General features: G+C 64.1%; 24 protein-coding genes, 1 pseudogene and 1 riboswitch. Of the genes and pseudogenes, 12 read left to right on the top strand and 13 right to left on the bottom strand.

Features of this window, described 5'->3' with window-relative positions:
• Nucleotides 1-1,012, bottom strand: a 1,012-nt coding sequence (locus tag DMX12_RS20200) for an acetolactate synthase large subunit (protein WP_110679273.1), incomplete at its 3' end; no start/stop codon positions are given.
• A gap of 184 nt (nucleotides 1,013-1,196) precedes the next feature.
• Here DMX12_RS20200 and DMX12_RS20205 point away from each other — a divergent pair.
• The 4 genes from DMX12_RS20205 (at nucleotide 1,197) to DMX12_RS20220 (ending at nucleotide 5,565) form a co-directional block, all read left to right on the top strand.
• Nucleotides 1,197-2,078 (top strand): LysR family transcriptional regulator, encoded by an 882-nt coding sequence (locus DMX12_RS20205; protein ID WP_110679274.1) that lies wholly within the window; start codon nucleotides 1,197-1,199, stop codon nucleotides 2,076-2,078.
• A 119-nt stretch (nucleotides 2,079-2,197) separates the two neighbouring features.
• Entirely contained in the window at nucleotides 2,198-3,382 is a 1,185-nt protein-coding gene (locus tag DMX12_RS20210) for an MFS transporter (RefSeq protein ID WP_110679275.1), read from the top strand.
• Nucleotides 3,383-3,515: 133 nt separating this feature from the next.
• Nucleotides 3,516-4,511 (top strand): aldo/keto reductase, encoded by a 996-nt coding sequence (locus DMX12_RS20215; RefSeq protein ID WP_110679276.1) that lies wholly within the window; start codon nucleotides 3,516-3,518, stop codon nucleotides 4,509-4,511.
• Between the two features lie 97 nt (nucleotides 4,512-4,608).
• Nucleotides 4,609-5,565 carry an endonuclease gene (locus tag DMX12_RS20220; protein ID WP_054913492.1) on the top strand — a complete coding sequence of 319 codons (957 nt, stop codon included), beginning with the start codon at nucleotides 4,609-4,611 and terminating at the stop codon, nucleotides 5,563-5,565.
• 15 nt (nucleotides 5,566-5,580) lie between these two features.
• Here the strand turns inward: DMX12_RS20220 and DMX12_RS20225 are convergent, their stop codons facing one another.
• The 8 genes from DMX12_RS20225 to DMX12_RS20260 all read right to left on the bottom strand — a co-directional run bounded on the left by DMX12_RS20225 (nucleotide 5,581) and on the right by DMX12_RS20260 (nucleotide 14,670).
• Nucleotides 5,581-6,543, bottom strand: coding sequence for a D-glycerate dehydrogenase (locus tag DMX12_RS20225; RefSeq protein ID WP_110679277.1), 963 nt, complete (start codon nucleotides 6,541-6,543; stop codon nucleotides 5,581-5,583).
• Nucleotides 6,544-6,554: 11 nt separating this feature from the next.
• The gene (locus DMX12_RS20230) at nucleotides 6,555-7,847 is read right to left on the bottom strand and encodes an MFS transporter (RefSeq protein ID WP_009682274.1); all 1,293 of its coding nucleotides are present in this window, start codon (nucleotides 7,845-7,847) and stop codon (nucleotides 6,555-6,557) included.
• 58 nt (nucleotides 7,848-7,905) lie between these two features.
• Nucleotides 7,906-8,856, bottom strand: a complete 951-nt coding sequence (locus tag DMX12_RS20235) for a sugar kinase (RefSeq protein WP_110679278.1) — start codon at nucleotides 8,854-8,856, stop codon at nucleotides 7,906-7,908.
• Complete coding sequence (locus tag DMX12_RS20240; protein ID WP_110679279.1) at nucleotides 8,849-9,628, bottom strand: sugar phosphate isomerase/epimerase; 780 nt, start codon at nucleotides 9,626-9,628, stop codon at nucleotides 8,849-8,851. The genes DMX12_RS20235 and DMX12_RS20240 overlap by 8 nt, the downstream gene beginning before the upstream one ends.
• A gap of 67 nt (nucleotides 9,629-9,695) precedes the next feature.
• A complete protein-coding gene (locus DMX12_RS20245; RefSeq protein WP_110679280.1) occupies nucleotides 9,696-10,715 on the bottom strand; it encodes a LacI family DNA-binding transcriptional regulator in 1,020 nt (339 codons plus the stop codon).
• A gap of 166 nt (nucleotides 10,716-10,881) precedes the next feature.
• Nucleotides 10,882-12,129, bottom strand: a complete 1,248-nt coding sequence (locus DMX12_RS20250; RefSeq protein WP_110679281.1) for a cytochrome c — start codon at nucleotides 12,127-12,129, stop codon at nucleotides 10,882-10,884.
• A gap of 12 nt (nucleotides 12,130-12,141) precedes the next feature.
• Nucleotides 12,142-13,926: a GMC family oxidoreductase gene (locus DMX12_RS20255; RefSeq protein WP_009682279.1), complete on the bottom strand. Its 1,785-nt coding sequence runs from the start codon at nucleotides 13,924-13,926 to the stop codon at nucleotides 12,142-12,144.
• A 3-nt stretch (nucleotides 13,927-13,929) separates the two neighbouring features.
• Nucleotides 13,930-14,670, bottom strand: a complete 741-nt coding sequence (locus DMX12_RS20260) for a gluconate 2-dehydrogenase subunit 3 family protein (protein WP_110679282.1) — start codon at nucleotides 14,668-14,670, stop codon at nucleotides 13,930-13,932.
• 221 nt (nucleotides 14,671-14,891) lie between these two features.
• On the opposite strand from DMX12_RS20260, the gene alkB reads away from it, so the two are divergent.
• The gene (gene alkB / locus DMX12_RS20265; protein ID WP_029885117.1) at nucleotides 14,892-15,539 is read left to right on the top strand and encodes a DNA oxidative demethylase AlkB; all 648 of its coding nucleotides are present in this window, start codon (nucleotides 14,892-14,894) and stop codon (nucleotides 15,537-15,539) included.
• Nucleotides 15,540-15,689: 150 nt separating this feature from the next.
• Complete coding sequence (locus DMX12_RS20270; RefSeq protein ID WP_110679283.1) at nucleotides 15,690-15,977, top strand: hypothetical protein; 288 nt, start codon at nucleotides 15,690-15,692, stop codon at nucleotides 15,975-15,977.
• Nucleotides 15,978-16,051: 74 nt separating this feature from the next.
• Here DMX12_RS20270 and DMX12_RS20275 read toward each other — a convergent pair whose 3' ends face one another.
• From DMX12_RS20275 to DMX12_RS20290, 4 genes and pseudogenes are all read right to left on the bottom strand, one after another.
• Entirely contained in the window at nucleotides 16,052-16,312 is a 261-nt protein-coding gene (locus tag DMX12_RS20275) for a DUF1652 domain-containing protein (RefSeq protein WP_110679284.1), read from the bottom strand.
• A 244-nt stretch (nucleotides 16,313-16,556) separates the two neighbouring features.
• The gene (locus DMX12_RS20280; RefSeq protein WP_110679285.1) at nucleotides 16,557-17,423 is read right to left on the bottom strand and encodes a pirin family protein; all 867 of its coding nucleotides are present in this window, start codon (nucleotides 17,421-17,423) and stop codon (nucleotides 16,557-16,559) included.
• Nucleotides 17,424-17,519: 96 nt separating this feature from the next.
• Nucleotides 17,520-18,392, bottom strand: coding sequence for an alpha/beta fold hydrolase (locus DMX12_RS20285; RefSeq protein ID WP_110679286.1), 873 nt, complete (start codon nucleotides 18,390-18,392; stop codon nucleotides 17,520-17,522).
• A gap of 21 nt (nucleotides 18,393-18,413) precedes the next feature.
• Nucleotides 18,414-18,518, bottom strand: a pseudogene (locus DMX12_RS20290) (LysE family translocator); the annotation flags it as partial.
• 136 nt (nucleotides 18,519-18,654) lie between these two features.
• Here DMX12_RS20290 and DMX12_RS20295 point away from each other — a divergent pair.
• From DMX12_RS20295 to DMX12_RS20320, 6 genes are all read left to right on the top strand, one after another.
• Nucleotides 18,655-19,134, top strand: coding sequence for a GNAT family N-acetyltransferase (locus DMX12_RS20295; protein WP_110679287.1), 480 nt, complete (start codon nucleotides 18,655-18,657; stop codon nucleotides 19,132-19,134).
• Between the two features lie 71 nt (nucleotides 19,135-19,205).
• Nucleotides 19,206-19,429, top strand: a riboswitch (cobalamin riboswitch).
• 92 nt (nucleotides 19,430-19,521) lie between these two features.
• Nucleotides 19,522-19,710: a CbtB-domain containing protein gene (locus DMX12_RS20300; RefSeq protein WP_009682288.1), complete on the top strand. Its 189-nt coding sequence runs from the start codon at nucleotides 19,522-19,524 to the stop codon at nucleotides 19,708-19,710.
• A 10-nt stretch (nucleotides 19,711-19,720) separates the two neighbouring features.
• A complete protein-coding gene (locus DMX12_RS20305) occupies nucleotides 19,721-20,407 on the top strand; it encodes a CbtA family protein (protein ID WP_009682289.1) in 687 nt (228 codons plus the stop codon).
• The gene (locus DMX12_RS20310; RefSeq protein WP_110679288.1) at nucleotides 20,407-20,793 is read left to right on the top strand and encodes a cobalamin biosynthesis protein; all 387 of its coding nucleotides are present in this window, start codon (nucleotides 20,407-20,409) and stop codon (nucleotides 20,791-20,793) included. Before DMX12_RS20305 ends, DMX12_RS20310 begins: the two co-directional genes overlap by 1 nt.
• Before the next feature lie 32 nt (nucleotides 20,794-20,825).
• Complete coding sequence (cobM, locus tag DMX12_RS20315; protein WP_029885125.1) at nucleotides 20,826-21,578, top strand: precorrin-4 C(11)-methyltransferase; 753 nt, start codon at nucleotides 20,826-20,828, stop codon at nucleotides 21,576-21,578.
• A gap of 273 nt (nucleotides 21,579-21,851) precedes the next feature.
• Nucleotides 21,852-22,466: a response regulator transcription factor gene (locus DMX12_RS20320; RefSeq protein ID WP_009682293.1), complete on the top strand. Its 615-nt coding sequence runs from the start codon at nucleotides 21,852-21,854 to the stop codon at nucleotides 22,464-22,466.
• Nucleotides 22,467-22,475: the final 9 nt, after the last annotated feature.

Here is a 22,475-nt window from a genome sequence, read left to right on the forward strand (position 1 = left end):
TTGCCATGAGGCGGGTGAAGTCCCAGTGCGAAGTGTCGCCCAGGCCTTCAGCGATCTGCCACACGGCGTTGGCGATGTCGCCGATCACTTCAACCTGCGGGAAGTACACGGCATCGACTTCGGCGGAGCGGAAGTTGATATGGATGACTTCGGTGCCGCCACGCACCATGAAGAACGGCGGCTTCTCGATCACATCGTGGCCGATGTTGACGATCAGGTCCGCCGCTTCGATCGCACGGTGCACGAAATCGCCGGACGACAGCGCAGCGTTACCCAGGAAGCGCGGGCTGCGCTCGTCAACCACACCCTTGCCCAGCTGGGTGGTGACGAATGGGATACCAGTATTATCGACCAGTTGCTTGAGGACCTTGGCGGTCATCTTGCGGTTGGCGCCGGCACCGATCACCAGGATAGGGCTACGTGCGGTGCGCAATTTCTCGATGGCAGCTTCAATGGCCACGTGCTCGGCCAGCGGGCGGCGGTGCAGGCTGCGCGGGATCGGCAGCGCGTCGGTCTGCTCGGCGGCGATGTCTTCCGGCAGTTCCAGGTGCACGGCACCCGGCTTTTCTTCTTCAGCCAGGCGGAAGGCTTCACGCATGCGCGAAGGGATGTTGTCGGCCGAAGCGAACTGGTGGGTGTACTTGGTGATGGGGTCCATCATGCCGCACACGTCGATGATCTGGAAGCGGCCCTGCTTGGACTTCTTGATCGGCTTCTGGCCGGTGATCATCATCATCGGCATGCCGCCCAGGTAGGCATAGGCGCTGGCCGTGACCAGGTTGGTGGCACCCGGGCCGAGGGTCGACAGGCTGACGCCGGTCTTGCCGGTCAGGCGACCGTAGGTAGCCGCCATGAAGCCTGCAGACTGCTCGTGACGGGTCAGTACCAGTTTGATCTTCGACTTGCGCAGGGATTCGAGCAGGTCGAGGTTTTCCTCACCAGGAATGCCGAATACATACTCGACACCTTCGTTTTCCAGACATTGCACAACGACATCGGCGGCCTTGGCCATTTAGGGTACTACCTCAAAATCTTTGGGGGATTGCAGCGAAATCGGCTGCGTGACTGAGATGTTGCAGGATGTCTCAGTGGCGCGCATCGTAGGCCCTCTGGTTAATAATAATAAATATATTGTTATGATGCGTGGCATCACAGTTCGTTATAAATGCAATGACTACGAAAGGTCGTACGCCCCAATGAACCTCAAGGCACTGCGTTGCTGCGTCGAAATCGTCCGCCAAGGCAGCTTCACCAAAGCAGCGCAACACCTGCACATAGCCCAGCCTGCGTTGAGCATGGCGGTTACCCGGCTGGAGGAAGAGCTGGGCGTGACCCTGTTCAACCGCACCACCCGCAAGGTGCTGCTCACGGCCGAGGGCGAGCAGTTCCTGCCACGCATTGCCTCGGCCCTGCGCGAAATGGATGTGGCCCGGCAGGAGCTGCGCGACATGGCGGACCTCAAGCGCGGCGAAGTACGCCTGGGTATCCCGCCAATGTTCGGCCTGCACTATGTGCCAGGCTTGATGAACGCGTTCCGTCAGTCGTACCCCGGTATCGCCATGACCGTGTTCGAGGGCAGCGCCGCCGACATCGGCCAGCGCCTCGAACAACGGGAAATCGACCTGGCGTTGCTGGAATCGCGGCGCGTACCGCTGGACAAGGAGTCGATCCTGCTGGGCAGCGACGAGATGCTGGCGTGCATGCACCCCGACCACCCTTATGCCGGCAAGGCATTTCTCACCGCCGAAGACCTGCGCAATACCGACATGGTGGTATTCGACCGGACCTTCGTGCAGCGCCACCTGCTGGACGCATTTTTCGCCGAACACGGCATTACCTACCAAGTGGCCCTGCAGAGCAATTTCGTCTCGCTGGTGGTGCAGGCAGCACTGGACAACATGGGCGTGGCCACCCTGCTGCGCTCGGTGCAGCAGCGTACACCGGGCATTGTCGGCGTACCCTTCCGCCCGGCACAGCAGATGAGCTTCAGGTTGTGCTGGCGTTCAGGTGAATACCTGTCGCTGGCCAGCAAACGCTTCATCGATTTCGCCGCACAAACGCATTACCTGGAGCGCTGATCGGCGCCTGGCCCCTGGTTTGAGCGGCGGCGCTGCCTCGACGTTGCGCCCACCGATTGACTATCATCCCGCCTTGAACGTTTCAGCATGTTTCAACATAGGCCCAACAAGGGATTCAGATGTCAGTCCAGCAACTCCCCCCGCCGCCCAGCAAAAGCGCCGTCGCCAAGATGGAAGCCGCCATGGCGCTGGGCAGCTTCGCCATCGGTACCGGTGAATTTTCCATCATGGGCCTGATGCCCGACATTGCCAGCAACCTGCAGTTGAGCGAACCGCAAGTGGGCCACGCCATCAGTGCCTATGCGCTGGGGGTCATGGTCGGTGCGCCGACCCTGGCGATTCTGGGCGCCAAACTGCTGCGCAAGCACATGCTGCTGCTGTTGATGCTGCTGTATGCGCTGGGCAACCTGGCCACCGCCCTCGCCCCTTCCTTCAGCGGCCTGGTGGCTTTCCGCTTCATCAGCGGCCTGCCCCACGGTGCCTATTTCGGCATCGCCGCGGTGGTGGCCTCGAGCATGGTTGCCAAGGACCAGCGTGCCGGGGCCGTGGCCCGGGTGATGCTGGGCCTGACGCTGGCCATGCTGCTAGGCAACCCTGTAGCCACCTTCCTCGGCCAGTACTTTGGCTGGCGCTCGGCGTTCGTGCTGGTCGGCGTGATCGCCCTGTGCACCATTGCCTTGGTCTGGCGCTTCGTGCCCCAGCCGCACGATGAGGTGCGCAGCGACCCACGCAAGGAACTGCGCGCCTTTGCCCTGCCGCAAGTGTGGATGGCACTGGGCATCGCGGCCATTGGCTTTGCCGGCATGTTCTGCGTATTCAGCTACCTGGCGCCGACCATGCTGCAGGTGACCCAGGTCGCGCCGCAGTGGATTCCGTTCGGCCTGGCGGCCTTCGGTGTGGGCGGTATCGTTGGCAACATTGCAGGCGGCAAGCTGTTCGACCGGTTGCAATTCCGTGCGGTGGGGTTGGTGCTGGTTTGGTCGATCGGCGTGCTGCTGTTCTTCACCGTCGCCGCGCAGGCGCTCTGGAGCCTGCTGCTGGGCATCGGCCTGGTGGGCACCATGATCGCCCTGGCGGCACCGTTGCAGATCCGCTTGATGGACATTGCCCATGAAGCGCCAAGCCTGGCCGCAGCGTCGAACCATGCCGCCTTCAACCTGGCCAATGCGCTGGGGCCTTGGCTGGGCGGTATGGCGATTACCGCCGGCATGGGCTGGACCAGCACCGGCTACATCGGCGCGGCTACCGCGCTGGTCGGGCTGGGCATCTACCTGCTCGCCCGGCGGATGCGTGGCGGGCATTGACCCGGCAGCGGTGCTGGGCAGGGGTAGGTTCAGCGTCACACGGCGTTCGATGAACCTCCCCCATTACTGAACTCACTACCATCAGCACCAGCCGCAGGCTGGGTTCATCCCTTCCCCTTCCTAGGAGATCACGATGCAATACGTAAAGCTGGGTAGCACCGGCCTGGATATTTCCAGGTTGTGCCTGGGTTGCATGACGTTCGGCGATCCGGATGCCGGCACCCACCCCTGGACCTTGAACGAAGAGGCCAGCCGGCCGATCATTCGCCATGCCGTCGAGCAAGGCATCAACTTCTTCGACACTGCCAACAGCTACTCTGCCGGCACGTCGGAAGTGATCGTCGGCAAACTGCTGAAGGCCTTCACGCGCCGTGAAGAAACGGTCATCGCCACCAAGGTGTTCTACCCACCGAACATGGGGCAAGGCACCCACCGGCCCAATGAACAGGGCTTGTCCCGCAAGGTGATCATGGCCAGCATCGACGCCAGCCTCACGCGCCTGGGCACCGACTATGTGGACCTGTACCAGATTCACCGCTGGGACTACCACACGCCCATCGAGGAAACCATGGAAGCCCTGCACGACGTGGTCAAGGCTGGCAAGGCGCGCTACATCGGCGCTTCGTCGATGTATGCCTGGCAGTTCGCCAAGGCTCAGCAGGTAGCGGCCAGCAACGGCTGGAGCCGCTTCGTTTCGATGCAGAACCACCTCAACCTGCTGTACCGCGAAGAAGAACGCGAGATGATCCCGCTGTGCCTGGACCAAGGCGTGGGCTTGTTGCCCTGGAGCCCGATGGCCCGCGGCCGCCTCACGCGCCCCAACGGCCAGCAGACCGACCGCACCCGTAGCGACCTGTCCGGGCAGTCGTTCTATAAAGATACCGAGGTCGAAGATGGCCGGGTCATCGATGTCGTCGAGCAGATTGCCGGCGAACGGGGGGTGCCAATGGCCCAGGTCGCGCTGGCATGGGTGTTGGGCAAAAACGGCGTAAGCGCACCGATCGTCGGCGCCTCCAAACCCGCCCATCTGGATGATGCGCTGGCCGCGCTGTCGGTGCAGCTCAGTGCCGATGAAGTGGCACGGCTGCAGGCGCCGTATATCCCGCACGCGGTGGCAGGCTTCAAGTAGCGTGGGCCATTGCCAGCACGCCGGGTATGCCCGGCGTGCTGGCCAATGACGATGAAAGTATTACAATGCGCGTCCTCGCATTTGAATATTTTCTCTCATGAAATCACTGCTTTATGCCGTAACTCTACTGTTTTCCTTTAGCTTGCCCGCGTGGGCCACACCCCCTGCCACCTTCACCGAGGCCAAGGTCGTGGCCAAGCAGAAGGTGTACCTGGACCAAGCCAGCAGTGCCATGGGCGACCTGTATTGCGGCTGCAAATGGACCTGGGTCGGCAAGTCCGGTGGGCGGGTCGATGCGGCGTCGTGCGGCTATCAGACGCGCAAGCAGCAAAATCGCGCCGAGCGCACCGAATGGGAACACATCGTGCCGGCCTATACATTCGGCAACCAGCGCCAATGCTGGAAGAACGGTGGGCGCGAGCATTGTGTGGACAGCGACCCGGTGTTCCGCGCCATGGAGGCCGACCTGTTCAACCTGTACCCGGCCGTGGGTGAGGTCAATGGCGACCGCAGCAACTTCAACTACGGCATGGTCAGCGGCAACGCCGGCGAATACGGCCAGTGCACCACCAAGGTGGATTTCGCCCAGCGCGCCGCCGAGCCTCGTGACGAAGTCAAAGGCCTGGTGGCCCGTACCACCTTCTACATGTACGACCGCTATCGCCTGAACATGTCGCGCCAGCAGCAACAAGTGCTGATGGCCTGGGACAAGCAGTACCCGGTGTCAGCGTGGGAAAAGGAGCGCGACCGCCGCATCGCCGCGATCATGGGGCATGCCAACCCTTTCGTCAGCGGCCAGCGCAAGTGGACGGCGGATTACAAACCCAGCGGGGTTGGCGTGGCGCAAGCGGCGCCCGCCCAGGCACCAGGCAAGCCGGGCCAGGCCAATGCCGGGGCGCCGGGTTCGGTGCTGGGCAACCGCAACAGCCACGTCTACCACCTGGCAGTGGGCTGCCCCGGCTACACCCAGGTAGCGGCCAAGAACCAGGTCAGTTTCGCCAATGAAGGTGAGGCGCAGGCGGCAGGTTACCGCAAGGCCGGTAACTGCCGCTGACGGCGCCGCCTGTGATCAGCCGTTGACCAGGTTCGCAGGCCGCTCCCCCGCCAGCGCGCTGAGCAGGTTGTCCACTGCACAGCGCGCCATGGCCTGACGAGTCTCTTGTGTCGCAGAGCCGATGTGCGGGGTTGCTACCACGTTGTCCAGCTGCAGCAGTGGCGAGTCAACCGCCAACGGCTCCTGCACGAACACATCCAGCCCTGCACCTCGGATACGCTTGGCGCGCAACGCGTCGATCAGCGCAGCCTCGTCCACCACCCGCCCGCGGGAAATGTTCACCAGAATCGCCTCGGGCTTCATCAACCCCAGCTCACGCGCACCGATCAGCCCTTCAGTACTGGCACTGAGCGGCACCGTCAGGCAGACGAAGTCCGCTTGCTGCAATAGCGCGTCCAGGCTGCACTGGCGCGCAGCATGGCGTGCTTCTACGTCGGGCTTGGCGCGCTGGCTGTGGTACAGCACGCGCATGCCAAAGCCTGCGGCAGCACGCCGGGCCAACGCTTCGCCAATGCGGCCCATGCCGACGATGCCCAGCGTCTTGCCATGCACATCACAGCCAAAATGCGCCGGCCCCAGGTTGGCCTGCCAATGGCCGTCACGCACCCAGTTGGCCAGCTCCACCACCCGCCTGGCGGTCGCCAGGATCAGGGCGAAACCGGTGTCCGCCGTGGTTTCGGTCAGCACGTCCGGGGTATTGGTCAGCATCACGCCACGGCGGCTGAGCTGCGCAACGTCGTAGTTGTCCACCCCGACCGAAACGCTGGACACGACCTCCAGCTGCGGCGCCAAATCGAGCAGGCTGGCGTCCAGGCGCAGGCTGGCGCCCAGCAACCCGTGCGCCCCTGGCAAGGCATCGCGCAGGCGCGCCAGGCCATCGGGCTGGGCAATGTCCACCCAGGTCACGTCCACCTGGGCGTGCAGGCGCGCCATCAGGTCATCGGAAAGGCGCTTGTACAAGACGATTCGTTTTTTCATTGCAGTCATTCCTAAGGGTTCAGCGCCAGGCGCGTGCCATTGCGTTTGGCCCGGCCGGAGGTCTGGGAGGTATTGAGGGCGGCCGTCAGCGCCACGGCAGTCAGCAGCGCACCGCACATGAACAGGTACGAGGCGCCAGGCCCACCCGTGGCGCCATTGAGGTAGCCCACCAGCCAGGAGCCGCCGAAAGAGCCCAGCGCCCCCATGCTGTTGATCAGCGCCATGGCACCCCCGGCGACATTGGCCGGCAGTATCTCGGGCACGATGGCGAAGAACGGGCCATAGGGCGCGTACATGCAGGCGCCAGCGACCACCAGCAGCGCGTACGACCACCAGAAGTGATCGGTGCCCAGGGCATAAGAGCCATAGAACGCCACGGCAGCGATCAGCAGCGGCGGCCACACGAAGCGCTTGCGCTTTTGCACGCGGTCAGACGCCCAGGACACGCCCACCATGGCCACTACCGCCGCCAGGTAGGGCACCGAGGCCAGCCAGCCGGCCTGCACAATGTCGACGTTGGCCGCCTGCTTGAGGATCGACGGCAACCACAGCACGAAGCCGTACACGCCAATGCTCCAGCAGAAGTACTGCAGCGCCAGGATGATCACCTGCGGCGAGCGGAATGCCTCGCGGTAGTTCTTGACCGGCTTGATGCCCTGCTGCTCGGCCGCCAGCGCCTGTTGCAGGTCTGCTTTTTCCTGGGCGCTCAGCCAGCTGACCTGGGCTGGGCGGTCATCCACCAGGCGCCACCAGAAGAACGCCCAGATCACCGCCGGCAGGCCCTCGATGATGAACATCCAGCGCCAGTCGTAATGCTTGATCAGGTAACCCGACACCACCGACATCCACAGGATGGTGACCGGGTTGCCGAGCATCAGGAAGGTGTTGGCGCGGGAGCGCTCGGCACGGGTGAACCAGTGGCACAAGTACACCAGCATGGCGGGCATCACTGCGGCCTCGACCACGCCCAGCAGGAAGCGGATGCCGATCAGCATGTAGACATTGCTGACCATCCCGGTAAGCGTGGCCAAACCGCCCCAGAGGATCAGGCAGACGAATATCAGCTTCTTCACGCTGCGTTTTTCAGCGTAGATGGCCCCAGGTACCTGGAAGAAGAAGTAGCCAAGGAAGAACAACGCCCCCAGCAAGGACGACAGCACGGGCGTGATGTGCAGGTCTTCGGCCATGCCCGAGGCGGCGGCGAAGCCGTAATTGGCGCGGTCCAGATAAGCCAGGCTGTAGGTGAAGAACACGATCGGGATGATGTACCACCAGCGACGCGGTGCCAGTTTTTGGCTTTGCATGGTCTTTGACTCCTGAGCTTGTTGTTTTTGTGGCAACAGGTGATTCCGGTTACAGCATTCAGGCACTTCTGCGCAGGTCGTAGGCCTCCAGTTCGTGACGCAGCGGCAGCCCTTCCATGTCGCCGCGCGATTGCACGGCGCGGCTGCCGCACCAGTTGCCACGCGCCACCGCCTCTGCCACTGGGCGCCCCTCGAGCAGTGCGCTGAGCACGCCCACGGCGAACGCATCACCGGCGCCGACGGTGTCCACGACACGGCTGACGGCTACAGGGGCGACCTGGCCCTCGCCGTTGCCACTGCGCCAGTAGGCTCCGGCGTCGCCCAGCTTGATCACCACCAGTTCCACGCCTTGGTCGAGGTAGAACGCTGCGATATCGGCGGGGCTGTGCTGGCCCGTCAGCAGGCGGCCCTCTTCCAGGCCTGGCAAGACCCAGTCGGCTTTGCTCGCCAGGGCATTGATTTCGCGCACCATGCTGGCCTGGTCCGGCCATAGCGAGGGCCGCAGGTTGGGGTCGAACGAGATGCTGCGACCGGCTGCACGCATGGCGTCGAGCAGCCCGTGCGACAGTGCCCGGCAGCTTTCCGACAGCGCCGGCGGGATGCCCGTGGCATGCAGGTGGCGCGCTTGCAGCAAGCCAGGTTGCAGCAGCGCAGGCGACAACCGGCTGGCTGCCGAACCCCGGCGGAAGTATTCGACCGCGGGGTCGCTGCCATCATCGCAACGGGCCTTGAGCTGGAAGCCGGTGGCGCAGTGGCCATCCACTTCCACCGCCGAACAGTCCAGGCCTTCACGGCGCAGGCTGTCGAGCACGAAGCGCCCCAGCGAGTCGTCACCTACCCGGCTCAGCCAGCGTACCTTGAAGCCCAGCCGTGCAAGGCCGATGGCCACGTTACTGTCCGCGCCGGCGATACGCTTGCCGAACTGCCCGACACTGGCCAGGTCGCCGCAGTGCTCGGCGACGAACATGGCCATGGTTTCGCCAAAGCACAGCACGTCATGCTCATGCATGGGCCACCTCCTGGTCAGCACCCAGCCGCGACAGGCTGTGCACCTGGGCCCGGGTCAGGGCCAACAGGTCGTCGCCGGCCAGGGGATACTCGACGGCGCGTACCACCCCAGGGGCGAATTCGGCCAGTTGCTCGGCCCAGGCGCGCAGGTCTGATGCTTGCGGCGGCACGGCGACCAGGCGGCCGTCGGCACGGCGCTGTACGCCCTTGCAATGCACATAGCGCACCCACCGGCCAAGTTGCCGGGCAGCGTGCAACGCCACCTCGCCCTGCCAGTGCCAATTACCGATATCGAACGTCATGCCCAGGTTCAAGCCGCATGCATCGGCCTGCTCGAAGAAGCGCTGCAGGGGCTCGATTCTGCCGCCTTGCAGGGTCTGGTCGTTTTCCACCAACAGCAACGGCCCCTGCGCGGGCAGCAGCGCCGCCAAGGCCGAAAGGTCGCAGTGTTCATTGAAATGGCCCAAGGACACTTTCAGCGCCACCGCGCCCAACGCCCGCGCGGTGTCCAGTTTGTGCACCAGCGAAGGGTCGGGCACGCCCTGCGCCGTCCACAGCTCCAGCGGGGTCGAATACAGGCACTCCATGCCCAACCCGGCAATCACGGCACCCAGTGCCGCGGCATCGGGTGCACTGGCGAACAATTCTTCACGCAACTCCACCCGGCTGACGCCTGCGGCGGCCAAAAGGTCGAGAAACTGCTCCTGGCCACGTTGCCGGACAAAGTCGGCGCCATAGCTGGAGAGGCTGATGGAAACGGGGTTCGGGTACATTGTTTTTATCCTTTTGAAACCGGTTTCATTTTTATACGGCAGCGTCAGGCACAAGGCCTGCCGCTGCTTACTGGGGTCGGGTCGAGCCGCGGATGACCAGGTTGGCCTTGAATTCGATGCGTCGTGCCGCTGCGCCATCGCCGCGAAGCCGGCCGAGCAGGCTTTCGAAGGCTGCTACACCGATGCGTTCGGTAGGCTGGGCCAATGCCGTGATGCCAGTGCCGACCAGGGGGTACCAGTCCAGATCGTCGAGTGCGACCAGGCCGACATCGGCAAACAGATTGCAACCGGCGTCATGCAGGGCACGGGTCACGGCCAGGGTGGCAACACCGTTGCAGGTAAAAATGGCTTGCGGGCCATGACCCCGGTCAGCCAAGAACGCGGCCAACCGCCCTGCCAGGCCATCGCCGGTTTCCAGCACCTGCTGACGCATGCCTGGGCGGCGGCTGACCGAGGCCCCGAACGCCTGCACCCGCTCCAGGCGCGAGCTGGTGCCATCGAGCGGCTCGCTCACCGCCAGGATATCCCGGTAGCCGCGTGCCTGCAGGTGGTCCACAGCCTGCTCGACGGCGTCGGCATTATCCAGGCCGACCAGGTCGGCATTCAGTTCAGGGAGTTGACGGTCGACCAGCACCATGGGCAGGTCGCGCTGGAGGTTGAGCAGTTCGCCAGGGTGGTGCCCCAGCGTGTTCACGATCAGGCCTTCGACGTTGTAGCTCTGCAGGGCGACCAGGTGGTGGCGCTCCTGGTCGTCGTCACGGTTGGTGTTGCACACCACCAGGCTGTAACCATGCTGGCGGCAGGCGGTTTCCACGCCATGCATCACGGCTACAGAATAGGGGTTGAGAATATCGGCAACCAGCATGCCGATCAGGCGCGTCTGCCCGCGCTTGAGGCCACGGGCCATCTGGTTGGGGCGGTAGCCAAGGCGTTCGATGACCTCGGCCAGGCGCTTGGCGGTGGCGTCGGCCAGCAACTGGCGATCGCCACCGATGTAGCGCGAGACCGTGGCTTTGGAAACGCCAGCCACTCGCGCGACTTCGCTGATGGTGACCCGTTCGCGGGCATGGGCAGGCGCGTCGGTCATGGGTGTCCTTATGATTATTAGGTGGACGATGAAACCGGTTTCAATACACCAAAACTTGGTGCTTTCGTCAATATGCCGTTGGTCGGCCGAAGCGACCGGACTGGCCAGCCGGGCAAGGCCAGGTTCGGCGACACAATGCCTTCGCCGAACCTGAGGCCACCCCCTATCAGCGCAATGCCTTCACATCCCCGGCGGTAACCGCCCCTGCCTGGTTACCCCAGCTGGTCCTGATGAAGTTCACCACCTCGGCAACTTCCTGGTCGCTCAAGCGCCAGCCAAACGCTGGCATGGTGAAGTTCGACGGTGCGGTATGCGTCGCCGGTACCGTGCCGCCTGCCAGCACCACATGAATCAGCGAGGTGGCGTCCGCCGTCTGCACCACCGGGTTGCCGGCCAGGGCCGGGAACACTCGGGTGTAGCCCTGGCCATCGGTTCGGTGGCAAGCGGCACAGTTGTCGATGTACACCGCGGCGCCAGGCTTGCTGTCGTCACCGCGCCACAGGGCATCGGCCACCTGCTTGCCGTAGACATGCGGCTGGTCGTTCGGGTCGCTGGGCGGCAGGGTCTTCAGGTAACGGGCAATCGCCGTCAGGTCGGCATCGGTCATGTACTGCATGCTGTGCTCGACCACGTCGCTCATGCCGCCGAACACCGCACTGCGGTCACTGCGCCCGGTCTTGAGAAACTGCACCAGCTCGGCTTCGCTCCAACTGCCCAGGCCGTCCTTGTGATCACCGCGCAGGTTCTTGGCGATCCAGCCCTCCAGTGGCGCGCTGCCGGCAAGGAACTGCTTGCCCTCGGCCGGGTTCAGCGCCTTTTCCTGCATGGTCAGCGCCCGCGGGGTGTGGCAGGCACCACAATGCCCCAGGCCTTCGACCAGGTACGCGCCACGGTCGACCACCGGGTCAGCCGCTGCGGAGGCTTGCCAGGGCGTTGCCGCAGGCGCGAACAGGCCACGCCAGATGGCCAACGGCCAACGCATGCTCAGCGGCCAGGGAATATCGGTAGCCTGGTTGGGCTGCTCCACCGGCTCGACGCCCTTCATGAAATAGGCGTACAGCGCCTGCATGTCCTGCTCGGTGATCCGCGCGTACGAAGGGTATGGCATGGCCGGGTACAGGGTGCTGCCGTCCTTGCCGATGCCTTTGCGTACAGCCTGGTCGAAGTCTTCGAAGCTGTAATCGCCAATGCCGCTGGCGGACGGGGTGATATTGGTGGAGTACACCGTGCCGATAGGTGTTTGCATCGGCAGGCCACCGGCGAAGGGCTTGCCCCCCTTTGCGGTGTGGCAGGCCACACAGTCACCGGCGCGGGCCAAATATTCACCCTGGCGCACCTGCGCATCTTCAGCGGCAACGGCCTGGCCAGCCACGCCGGCGCCCAGCAGCAGGGTTGCGATCAACATTGTCTTCATGCTCATCGCTCCTCAAGCCTGGACCAGCGGGCCAGGGTTTTTCAGGTACTGCTCACGAATGGCCCGAGCCGACCAGTAGGTCAGCGCCGCCACCAGCCCGGTGGGGTTGTAACCCAGCCCCTGGGGGAATGCAGATGCCCCCGGAACGAACACATTGTGTACATCCCAGCACTGCAGGTAACGGTTGAGCGCGCTGGTTTTCGGGTCGGTGCCCATTATCGCGCCGCCGTTCAGGTGGGTGGTCTGGTAGCTGGCGGTGTTGAAGTGGTCCTTGACCTTCTTGCCCAGCACGGCAATGGCCTTGGGGTTCATCGCCTGGGCAATCTTGCTCAGCTTGTCGACCATGAACTGGTTCATCCTGATGTCGTTTTCCTGCCAGTCGAAGGTCATGCGCAACAGTGGCTGGCCGTAGGCGTCCCGGTAGGTCGGGTCCAGGTCCAGGTAATTGCCACGGTAGGACTGGTGGGCGCCGTGGGCGTCCATCGACACCTGATGGGTGTAATAGTCGGCCGTGGCCTTCTTCCAGGCGCTGCCCCAGGCCGGGGTGCCAGGCGGGTTGGCAGTACCGGCGATGGGCCGGCTGCCAGCCTGGTTCACCCACATTGGCGAGCCACCGACGAAGCCGTGCGGGCCATGGTCGAAGTTGTCGGCGTTGAAGTCATCGATGGCGATGCCATTGCCACCGGCGCCGATGAAGTTGTTGGTGTAGGTGTCCTTGTCGAAGAACGCCTTGACCGTGCCCATGTTCTGGTAGGCAAAGTTGCGCCCGACCACACCCTCGTTGCTCACCGGGTCGTAGGGTTTGCCGATACCGGAAAGCAGCATCAAGCGCACGTTGTTGAACTGGAACGCCGCCAGGATCACCAGGTCGGCCGGCTGCTCCACCTCGCGCCCCTGGGCGTCGATGTAGGTCACGCCGGTCGCCTTGCGCTTGCTGTCGTCCAGGTTCACCCGCAGCACATGGGCGTTGGCCCGCAACTCGAAATTCGGCACTTGCCGCAGCGCTGGCAGAATATTCACATTCGGCGATGCCTTGGAATACATGTAGCACACGTAGCCGCTGCAGAAACCACAGAAGTTGCACGGCCCCATCTGCGCGCCGTAGGGGTTGGTGTAAGGCCCTGACGTGTTGGCCGAGGGCAGGTTGTAGGGCTTGTAGCCCAGGCTGCTGGCGGCCTTTTCGAACAGCCTGGCCGACACCACGTTCTTCTGCGCCGGCAGCGGGAACGGGTTGGACCGGTCGGGTGCATAAGGGTTGCCACCCCGCCCCTCACCTACCAGCTGGCCCTTGACCGTCCAGGCCTGGCCGGACGTGCCGAACACTTTCTCGGCAAAGTCGAAATACGGTTCCAGCTCTTCGTAGCTGACGCCGAAGTCCTGGATCGTCATGCCCTCAGGGATGAACTTGCGCCCGTAGCGCTCCTCGTAATGGCTGCGCAGGCGCAACTCCACCGGGTCTACCCGGAAATGCACACCCGACCAGTGCAAGCCTGCCCCACCCACGCCCTTGCCAGGCAGGAAGGCGCCCAGTTGGCGGTTAGGCAGTGCCACGTCGTTCACACTATGGCGAATGGTGACGGTTTCTTTCGACACGTCGACGAACAGCTTCTTGCGCACGCTGTAGGTGAGCTCGTCGATTACCTGCGGGTAGCTACCCTCCGGGTAGGTGTCCTGCATCGGCCCACGCTCCAGGGCCACCACCTGCAGGCCGGCTTCGGTCAACTCCTTGGCCATGATCGCACCCGACCAGCCAAAACCGACAATGACGGCATCCACCTTTTTCAAAACAGTCGCCATGCCTCAGGCCCTCTCGCCGCGGATCGATACAGCCGGGAACGGGTACGGCTCGTTGCGCTCCACCCAGTCCATGAAGTCGGCGCGCGCGCCCGGGAAGCCGATCTGGGTCCAGCCGACCATGCCCTTGTTGCCGCCATGAATCGGGTCACAGAAGAACCCCTCACGGGTGTTCTGCACCAGCAGGCTGAAGAATACCGTGGCCGGTACCGCCTCGAATGCCAGCTCACCCGCCTCGACTTTGCCAAGTATCCGGTCCTGGGTAGCGCTGTCTTGGGCAGCGAACACTTGCCCACTGTTGGCCTTGCACCAGCCATCCACTGCAGCGATGCCCAGGCGGTAGATCTGCTGCGGGTTCAACTGCAGTTGATAGCCCAGTTCGGGTGGGGCGTCGGCGTTGAACGGGCCTTGCATGTACCACTGAGCCCCGGTCGCGTAGGGGGTATTCATCTGCCGGTCTATGAACTCGGCGGCCCCGGCTTCAAGCGCACCGGGCCCGAGGGCATCGGCAGGGATGATGCGCGCTACGGCGGCCTGCACGAAGGCCCATTCCTCGGCACTGAAGAAGGTTGGCTGGTACTTGCCCGCCGGTGGCGCTGCCGGCACCTTCGGTTCCTGCTGCGGCGCGGCCAGCAGCTGGCTGGCACCAGCCCCGAGCCCGGTGCTGGCGACGGTCACCACGGGGATCAAGGTCAAGGTCTTGCGCAGAAAGTCCCTGCGCGGGTTGTCGGGAGCATGCTCGGGCATGGTGAATCCTCATCGGCTGCGGGCGGCCTTATAAGCGCCATCTGGTGTTGTGCGGGCGAGTCTTGTTGGGCCTTCAAAAAGACAGCCGAGTAATCTAGCGCGTTCAGAAATCTTTTGAAACCGGTTTCAGTCTTGACATTGCGACCACGGGTATTGACCCGCGCATAGGCCTGGGCGACGAAGCCCATTACAATGGGCCTACCCCATTCGATACCCAGGCCATGATTCAGTCCGACCTCGACCTGTTCGGCCCTCAGCCACAACGCCTGGCAAGCGAAACCGTGCTGTTGCCCGGGTTTGCCCTGGGCGAAGTCGAACCACTGCTCGACGCGTTGCGCCCGGTGCTGCGTGCCGCACCGTTTCGGCACATGCACACGCCCGGCGGGCTGCGCATGGCGGTGGCGCTGAGCAATTGCGGCACACTGGGCTGGGTCAGTGATGCACAGGGTTACCGCTACAGCCGTTCGGACCCGCTGACCGGCCAGCCCTGGCCTGCCTTGCCGCCGATATTGCTCACCCTGGCCAACCGCGCTGCCGCCATGGCCGGTTTCGACGGTTTCACCCCGGACGCCTGCCTGATCAACCATTACCTGCCGGGCACACGTTTGAGCCTGCACCAGGACCGCGACGAGCACGATTTTGGCCAACCGATCGTTTCACTGTCGCTGGGCCTGCCGGCGGTGTTCCTGTTCGGCGGGTTGCAGCGGGCCGACAAAACCCAGCGCATTGCCCTCAGCCACGGCGATGTGCTGGTGTGGGGCGGCGAAGACCGCCTGCGCTTTCATGGCGTACTGCCGATCAAGCCCGGCGTGCACCCGCGCATGGGCGAGCGGCGCATCAACCTCACCTTGCGCAAGGCCGGTGGCTAGGCATTGCCGGGCCTGTGCAACACCGGCATGAAACAGGTTGAACGACTGCCCACCCCAGGGTTCAGAGAATAATTACACTGCCGCCCGCCAGGAGTCCGTCATGCCTTGCCAGACCTGCCGTCCTTGCCGTAGTCAACGAGTCGAATCCCTATGAAGATGCCCGGCCGTTCGCCCAATACCGCGCTGCAACTGGACTACGTTCGCGACACCCTGTTCGGGCCGGTTGCGCAGTCCGTGGAATGCCAGTGCCAACTTGCGCCCTTGAATCTGCAGGGCCGCGCGGCGCTGCGTGTACACATCTGCCCACCGCTCCCGCACAAGGTCGAGCGCGCCCATAGCGTGGCATTCATGTGGGATGGTCGCAGCTACCATGGGGTCGTTCGCGACAAGGGCAAGTGTGGCGATGGTGGGTTGAACCTGCTGGTGGAACTGCACTAGGCAATCAACGGCTGGCGCCAGCGCGCGGGCCTTCCCCCGCCAGCCAAGGGCTGAGCGGGGTTCGCGCACTCGCATCAGGCGATGGACTTCACCGGTGCAGGCGGGCGGTCACGCAGGGTATGCAATTGCTCCACCAGGTTCAGCACATCGCGGCAGGTGTTGAGGCTGCGCAATGGCACCCCGCTGAGGGTGCAGCACTCATCGAGGCTCTGGCCCTGACCGAGGCGGATGGTCAGGTTGTCACCATCGGTACAGCTGATTTCACAGCGATCTGGCAGGCAGGCATGCTCGATCAACTGCCGCAGCTCGAGCATGGAAACTCCTATCAACGACATGGTACGACCCTCTCGGTGGGATGGCCTGTTGTGAGGAAGTACGCCCTCGTGGGGCTGGGTGCCAATTGATAATGCGCATGCCACGGCGGGCGTCCATGCGCCGGGGCAATGATGATGCGGGGAATCCTCTAGCACCTTAGTGGAAGATCGCCTGCCGGGATCGGGTGTTCGGTCGCAGCAACGAACTTCACGACGAATGGTTGCGCAGGGCTTCAGTGGGGGCCGGCACCGGCCCCGCGCCCTTCTACTGCTGCAGCTGGCCAAACCGCCCGGCATGGAAGTCGTCGAACGACTCGGCAATCTCCGCCTGGCTGTTCATCACGAACGGGCCGTAACCCACGATCGGCTCGTCGATCGGCTCACCGCTGAGCAGCAACACGCTGGCGCCTTCGAGCGCTTCGACCCGCACATCCGCCAGCTCGGGGTCGAACAGCACCAGGCTGGACGGCCCGGCTTCGCGCTCACCATTGACCCGCACGCGGCCGCGCAATACCACCAGCGCCGCGTTGCGCCCGGCGGCCACCGGCAACGACAAGGCAGCGCCGCTGTTCAGGCGCAGGTCCCAGACGTCCATGGCCGTGAAAGTGCGCGCCGGCCCCTGGCGGCCTTGGTAATCCCCGGCTATCACCCGCACACTGCCGGCCTGGTTAGCCAGCGCCACCACCGGGATATCGCTGGCCAGCAGTGTCTGGTAGCCCGCCGCCGCACGTTTGTCGCGAGCGGGCAGGTTGACCCACAGCTGCACCATCTCCAGCATGCCGCCCCGCTCGGCAAAGGCTGGCGAATGGAATTCTTCATGGATGATGCCGTTGGCGGCGGTCATCCATTGCACATCGCCCGGCCCGATCAGACCGCCGGCCCCTGTGGAATCGCGGTGCTCCAGCTCGCCCTGGTAGACAATGGTCACTGTCTCGAAACCACGGTGCGGGTGCTGGCCGACGCCGCGCCGGGCCTGGGTTGGGGTGAACGCATGCGGGCCGGCATAGTCCAGCAGCAAAAACGGGCTGATGTGGCGGGCCAGGTGGTCATAGGTGAACAGGCTGCGGACCGGGAAGCCATCACCCACCCAATGGGCGTGGGGGCTGTGGTGGATACCCAGAATGGTTTTCATGAGAAGGCTCCTGTTTCGGTTTGGATCACCTTATCAATGATGACAATCTGCCGGTAGAGGGCTTTAACGGCCCACATCGTTCCACCTACAGAACAATCACCGCTGCAAGAAAGCCAGCACCTGCTCGGCTGTCATCGCCGCGTCTTCCTGCATGAAGCAGTGCCCACCGGCGACCTCCTGCGCGCTGATGCTGGCATTCAGCGACACCAGGCGCTGCACCGAGCGTGGCACGAATGGATAGGTGTGCTTGCCATAGATCACGTGGGTCGGGGTATTGATTGCACACAGGCTGGCCCACATGCGCTTGGGGAACGAGCTGAAGATTTCCACTTCGCGGCTGGGTCGGCACTTGAGCACCACGGCCTCGCCGCAATCGCCGATGGCATGCTCGACATACGCCTGCAACGCCGCATCGGCCCAGCCTTTGAAAATGCCCCGGCCCTGCAGCGAAGCCAGCGCCGCTGTGCGATCAGGCCAATGGCTGCGGCGGCTGGCGGCTTTGCGCGCCAAGGCATGACGCTGGTGCAGGCCAACCAGCGCCGCGGCGCCCATCACGCCGAGCATCCGGCGGCTGAACAACACCGGATCGAGCAGCACAGCACGGGCGAACAACTGCGGGTCACTGGCTAACATCAGCCCGGTCAACACGCCGCCGAAGCTGTGGCCCACGGCAAAGCGGGCCACTTCGCCGTATTCGCCACGGCCCGCTTCGAAGGCTTCCACGGCCAGCGCCGCTGTGCGGTTCCAACCCAGAAACGCCCCGCCATGGTCACTGTCACCGTGCCCTTGCACATCACATAGCCACAGGTCGAAATGTTCACCCAGGCGCATCAGCAACGGCTGGTAGGTCAAACAGCAAAAACCGTTGCCATGCAAGAAATGCAGCAGTGGCTTGCCGCTGGCCGGGGTTCGCCAACCACGCAAGGTGAAGCCTTCGGCGCATTCATGGGACCAGGGAATCAACTGCATGGGTTTACGGCACTCGCAACGCTAGGGGAACACCGATTCTACAAACAGCAGCGGGTACAGTGAAATCACCAGCAGCAGGGCCATCAGGACATTGAACAGCATCAGCCAGCGCGGGTTCTGCAGCAGGCATGGCGGGCATTCCACTTTCAGTGAGGGTGCTGCCACACTACCGGAGTCGCTTTCCTAGGCGACCACTACAGTTACAACAAATTATGCAGATACACATTACTGTGCTGCCATTCTGGATCAAGGAAGCCGTCTCATGAGCCTTTCCATTCGCCCTGCCGCGCCTGCCGATGCCGCGCAGATCCTCAACTTCATCACCGAGCTGGCCGAGTACGAGCGCGCGCGCCACGAGGTGGTCGCGACCCTGACCGATATCGAGCACAGCCTGTTCGGTGCAGGCAGTACAGTGCACAGCCTGGTCTGCGAACGCGATGGCCAGGCGATCGGCTTTGCCGTGTATTTCTACAGCTATTCCACCTGGCTGGGGCGCAACGGCATCTACCTGGAGGACCTGTACATCACCCCCGAACAGCGCGGTGACGGGGCTGGCCGCCAGTTGCTGCAGCACATCGCCCGCGAGGCGGTGGCCAACAACTGTGGGCGCCTGGAGTGGAGCGTGCTGGACTGGAACGAACCGGCAATCGGCTTTTATCAGAAGCTGGGCGCCGAGGCCCAGGATGAGTGGGTACGCTACCGCCTGGACGGGGACAAGCTGGCGGCATTCGCGCGGGGCTAACGGTTGCTCCACCCGGCCCAGGCACATGCGCAGCTCACCGGGTAATTGACGCCAGGGCCGCCCCATGCTCTCCTTACGCCTCACGTTCAGGTGCCCCTTCATGGGGTGAAACGGGAAACCGGTGCGTCGCAGGCCCTGACCAGGGCCCGACAATGCCGGTGCTGCCCCCGCAACGGTAAGCGAGCGAAGCGTCTGTACCACTGTGCCATGTAGTGCGGCATGGGAAGGTGACGCTTGCCAGGAGCCCTGCTCCTCCTCGCAAGCCCGGAGACCGGCCTGGCGTTCATGAACAACCCGCGGTGGGCGGGCGCTGTTGCATTCCCCTGGGTAACCGCGCCCGGGGCTGCCGCGCCTGTCCATTGCCCACAAAAAGCAGAGGAACGCGTCATGCCCGTCGCCAGCACCAAGCCACACAGCCTTGCCACCCCCGCTACCCTCAGCCAGCGCGTCATCATTGCCGTCGGTGCCAGCTTGCTGGGCCTGTGCCTGGTCTACTTCGCCGGGTTCTCGCACATCGAGGCGGTGCATAACGCCGCCCACGACACCCGCCACAGCGCCGCCTTCCCCTGCCACTGAGTACGCCCCCATGATCATGCGCATCGCCCGCACCGCGGGTTTCAGCGGGCTGCTCGCCGCCCTGCTGCTGACCTTGCTGCAAAGCTTCTGGGTGGCCCCGCTGATTCTTCAGGCGGAAACCTACGAGTCCTCGGCACCTGCCGCGCACCATGAGCATGGCAGTGAAGTGCCTGCCCACGAACACAGCGCCGAGGCCTGGTCGCCGGAAGATGGCTGGCAACGAGTGCTCGCCACCACGGGCGGCAACCTGGTGGTTGCCGTCGGCTTCGCCCTTGTTCTCGCCGCGCTGTACAGCTTGCGCGCGCCCACCCGCGCCAGTACCGGTGCCTTGTGGGGGCTGGCCGGGTTCGCCGTGTTCTGCCTGGCCCCGACCTTGGGCTTGCCGCCCGAACTGCCAGGCACCGCTGCAGCAGACCTGGGGCAACGCCAGGCCTGGTGGGTCGGCACCGCCAGCGCCACCGCGCTCGGCCTGGCCTTGTTGGTGTTCGCCCGCCACGGGCTGCTGAAAGTGCTGGGCGCGGTGCTGCTGGTGATTCCGCATGTGCTCGGCGCCCCGCAGCCCGAGGTTCACCAAAGCCTGGCCCCGCAGGCCCTGGAAACCCAGTTCAAGCTGGCCTCGTGGCTGACCAATGCGGCGTTTTGGCTGGCCTTGGGCCTGCTCAGCGCCTGGTTGTTCCGGCGTTCCAGCCAGGCCTGATGGGCACTTTCTATGCCGGTTTTGGCTGCCGCCGGGGTTGCCCGGCGGCCACCCTGCACACCCTGTTGTGCCAGGCACTGGCCAACCACGGCCTGGCACTGGCAGACCTGCGCGGCATCGCCAGCATCAGCCTGAAGGCTGACGAGCCGGGTTTGCAGCAGCTGGCCGAGCACCTGGGTGTGCCGTTGGTGCTGTACCATAGCCAGCAACTGCACACTTACCAGCCACTGCTCAGCCACCGCTCCGCCGCCGCCCATGCCCACACCGGGTGTTGGGGCGTGGCCGAGAGCACCGCACTGGCCCTGGCCGATCGGCAACAAGGCAGCCCACGGCTGTTGCTCAAGCGCCAGGTGCTCGGCCCGGCGACACTCGCCCTGGCCTGCTGAACGCGCCATACCCTTTTTTGCAAGGACATTCCATGACCGTCTACTTCATCGGCGCCGGCCCCGGCGACCCCGAACTGATCACGGTCAAGGGCCAGCGGCTGATCCGCCAATGCCCGGTGATCATCTACGCAGGCTCGCTGGTGCCCGCTGCCGTGCTCGAAGGCCACCAGGCCAGTACCGTGATCAACAGCGCCGAACTGCACCTGGAGCAGATCATCGCAGCGATGCGCACCGCCCACGAACACGGCCAGGATGTCGCCCGGGTACACAGCGGCGACCCCAGCCTGTACGGCGCCATCGGCGAGCAGATCCGCCACCTCAAGGCACTGGGTATCGACTACCAGATCATCCCCGGGGTCACTGCCACCGCCGCCAGCGCTGCCCTGCTCGGCTGTGAACTGACCCTGCCGCAAGTGGCGCAGACCGTGATTCTGACCCGCTACGGCGACAGTTCGCCGATGCCACCCGGGGAACAGCTGGCCGACCTGGCCCGCCACGGCAGCACCCTGGCGATTCACCTGGGGGTCAAGCACCTGCCACGGATCGTTGAAGCGCTGCTGCCCCACTACGGCACCGAGTGCCCGGTGGCCGTGGTGCACCGCGCCACCTGGCCAGACCAGGACTGGGTGCGCGGCACGCTGGGCAACATCGTCGAGCGCAGCGCCGCCAAGCACTTCCGGCGCACGGCACTGATTCTGGTAGGCCATGTACTGGGGGATGCGCCGTTCGCCGAATCCGCCTTGTACCGTGCCGGTCACGCCCACCTGTATCGGCCTGGCGACTGAGCACGTCCAGGCTTGCCCTGCACAGGGTCGAAACCCCGCTGGCTGCGCCTGAGCGCCCTTTCCTGTCTGACATCACCACTGTGGCAGTGGTGATGTTTTTCCACTACTTGTAGGAATTTTCGACAAGTAGTCCGGAAACTTTCAACACTTCTATACTCGGGATTACCAAACGTCAGGTTTGGCCGTATGGTGCTGCGCTTCCGATTAACCCGCTTGCAAACGTATTCCTGAGTGTTCCAGGAAGCGGACCACATCCTGACAGGAGTTTTCCCCATGACAACCGTGCTGATCGTCGACGACCACCCTATCGTGCGGTTGTCGTTGCGCCTACTGCTCGAGCGTGAGCGCTTCCATGTCGTCGGCGAAGTCGGCAATGGCAGCGAGGTGGCGCAGGTGGCCCGTGAACTGCGCCCGGACGTAGTGGTGCTGGATATCGGCCTGCCTGGCCTGGACGGCATGGAGGTCATCAAGCGCCTTCAGTGCCTGGAGCCAACCCCCAAGATCATGGTGCTCACTGGCCAGGCCACCGACTTGTACGTGCGCCGTTGCCTGGATGCCGGTATCGGCGCGTTCGTCACCAAGGAAGAGGACCACGAGGCCCTGCTGTTCGCACTCAAGGCGTTGGTGAAGGGCTATTCGACGTTTCCGCAGATGTCGGTCAACAGCAACTCCCTGGAGAGCGAACCGGTGCGCCTGGCCAGCCTTTCCAACCGTGAGATGGAAGTGCTGCGGCGCCTGGCACGCGGCGAAAACAACAAGAACATTGGAACCTGCATGAACCTGAGCGCCAAGACCATCAGCACCTACCGGGGCCGCATCATGGAAAAACTCAAGACCGAATCGCTGGTCGAGATGGTCGACCTGGCCAAGCGCAATAGCGTCTACTGAGCGGCTGGC

It is taken from the genome of Pseudomonas sp. MB-090624, from assembly GCF_003205245.1.
In the GTDB taxonomy this organism is placed as follows: domain Bacteria; phylum Pseudomonadota; class Gammaproteobacteria; order Pseudomonadales; family Pseudomonadaceae; genus Aquipseudomonas; species Aquipseudomonas juntendi.